The following is a 1,719-nucleotide window of genomic DNA, read 5'->3' on the forward strand; positions in this document are numbered from 1 at the left end:
AGTGAAGCATACAGGGTATTAAAACCAAATGGGCAATTTATCTGCTTGGAGTTTGCCCCTATGCACTATCAAAATGAAATGTTCACCAAATTTTATGACTTATATTCATTTAAAGTAATTCCCAAAATTGGCAGCATAGTTGCTAAAGATAAGAGTTCCTATGAATATTTGGTGAAAAGCATCAGAGAGTTTCCAACTCAAGCTGAGTTTAAAATTGAAATTGAAGAAGTAGGCTTTAAGAATGTTGAGTTTCATAATATGAGCTATGGAATAGTGGCATTACACATTGGAACAAAATGAACATTAAACTCTGGTATAGAACACTAGATTATTATCTCATTATTCCAGTAGTCCTTTTGCTGACTATAAGCTTCGTTCTCGTTCATTCGGCAAGTCCTGCAATTGCACAGCGCCTTTCTTTACCGCAAAATTATTTTATACAGCGCCATACAGTTTATATAGTTCTGTCACTGGTTGCCCTAGTAACATTTTCTTTTCTCAATATAAAAACCATACTTAACCTCTCGTTTGCGGGCTTTACTCTATTTATTATTCTAATGGTAGCTGTGGTAATACTTGGCATGGAAACAAAAGGCGCGAGACGATGGTCACATATTTTCAAAATTTCAATTCAACCATCTGAGTTTGTAAGGCCATTTTTTTCCGTTGTTATAGCTAGTGTCCTAGCTAGCGGAATGAAGTTTAAAATTCACATATCAATCATAATATTTTTGTTGTTTTTTACATTGCTGCTTTTGCAGCCTGATTTCAGTATGTCTATGCTTTTGACATATTCTTTTGTCGGCCAAATGTTTATTGCATGTATACCACTTCTATACTTTGTATGCATAGTAGGAATAGTCACAACTGGAATTGCGGCGGCTTACTTGTGTTTCCCGCATATAAAGCAAAGGGTTTACAATTTTCTCTTTTTTACACAGCGTGATAATTTCCAAGTTATAAAATCATTGGAAGCATTCAAAAAAGGCCAGTTAACCGGTGTTGGGCCTGGCGAAGGTAGCGTAAAAATCTCTCTTCCCGATAGTCATACAGATTTTGTATTTTCTGTTTTAGCAGAAGAATTTGGTTTGGTTATGTGTTTAGCCACATTGATGTTGTTTGGCACCATTTCCGCTCGTTTACTCTATGTTGCATATAGGGAAAATGAATTATTCAATCTGCTGGCAATTCTCGGTATTTCGATTCAATTTATCGCACAATTTATAATAAACATAGGGGTAACGTTAAGCATTTTTCCCACCACTGGTATAACTTTGCCATTACTTAGCTATGGCGGCTCTTCTCTTTTATCTTCAAGCATTGCACTTGGCATAATGCTGTCTTTTAGCAGAAACCAAGCTATTACACTAAAATTTCGTAAGCGTATTGCGTTTAGAAATATATAGACTAGTGGTCAGGACTGCCCAATCTGTATCGCTTACAACTGTATGAACACTGTGATTCGAGCCTGCCAGGAAGATGTCATGAAAATAGCCCTTCGTTGTCATCCCAGTAGCGGACACTGGAATCCAGCTTTCCATAATCATCAAAACATCGTATTTTAACATAACTTTTATGCTCACTAACTTAATAAAATACCTAGTCTCTGTGAAAAAAGTTTGTCATGGGAAAATAAGGAAAGATGTAGCAAAAACTGGTAGTTTAACTTAGCTAAAAATAGAGAAACACCAAATGGCATATTATATAAAAGAAGGAAAT

Annotated in this window: 2 protein-coding genes; both read left to right on the forward strand. The window is 35.7% G+C overall.

What is annotated here, in order from left to right; all coding sequences use genetic code 11:
* Window positions 1-300 (forward strand): class I SAM-dependent methyltransferase (locus GO685_RS05105; protein ID WP_175937851.1); only part of this gene is annotated, 300 nt, incomplete at its 5' end.
* Window positions 297-1,406: an FtsW/RodA/SpoVE family cell cycle protein gene (locus tag GO685_RS05110; RefSeq protein WP_175937852.1), complete on the forward strand. Its 1,110-nt coding sequence runs from the start codon at window positions 297-299 to the stop codon at window positions 1,404-1,406. The genes GO685_RS05105 and GO685_RS05110, both read left to right, overlap by 4 nt.
* The last annotated feature ends 313 nt before the right edge of the window (window positions 1,407-1,719 follow it).

The organism is Wolbachia endosymbiont of Madathamugadia hiepei (genome assembly GCF_013366855.1).
Taxonomy (GTDB): Bacteria; Pseudomonadota; Alphaproteobacteria; order Rickettsiales; family Anaplasmataceae; genus Wolbachia.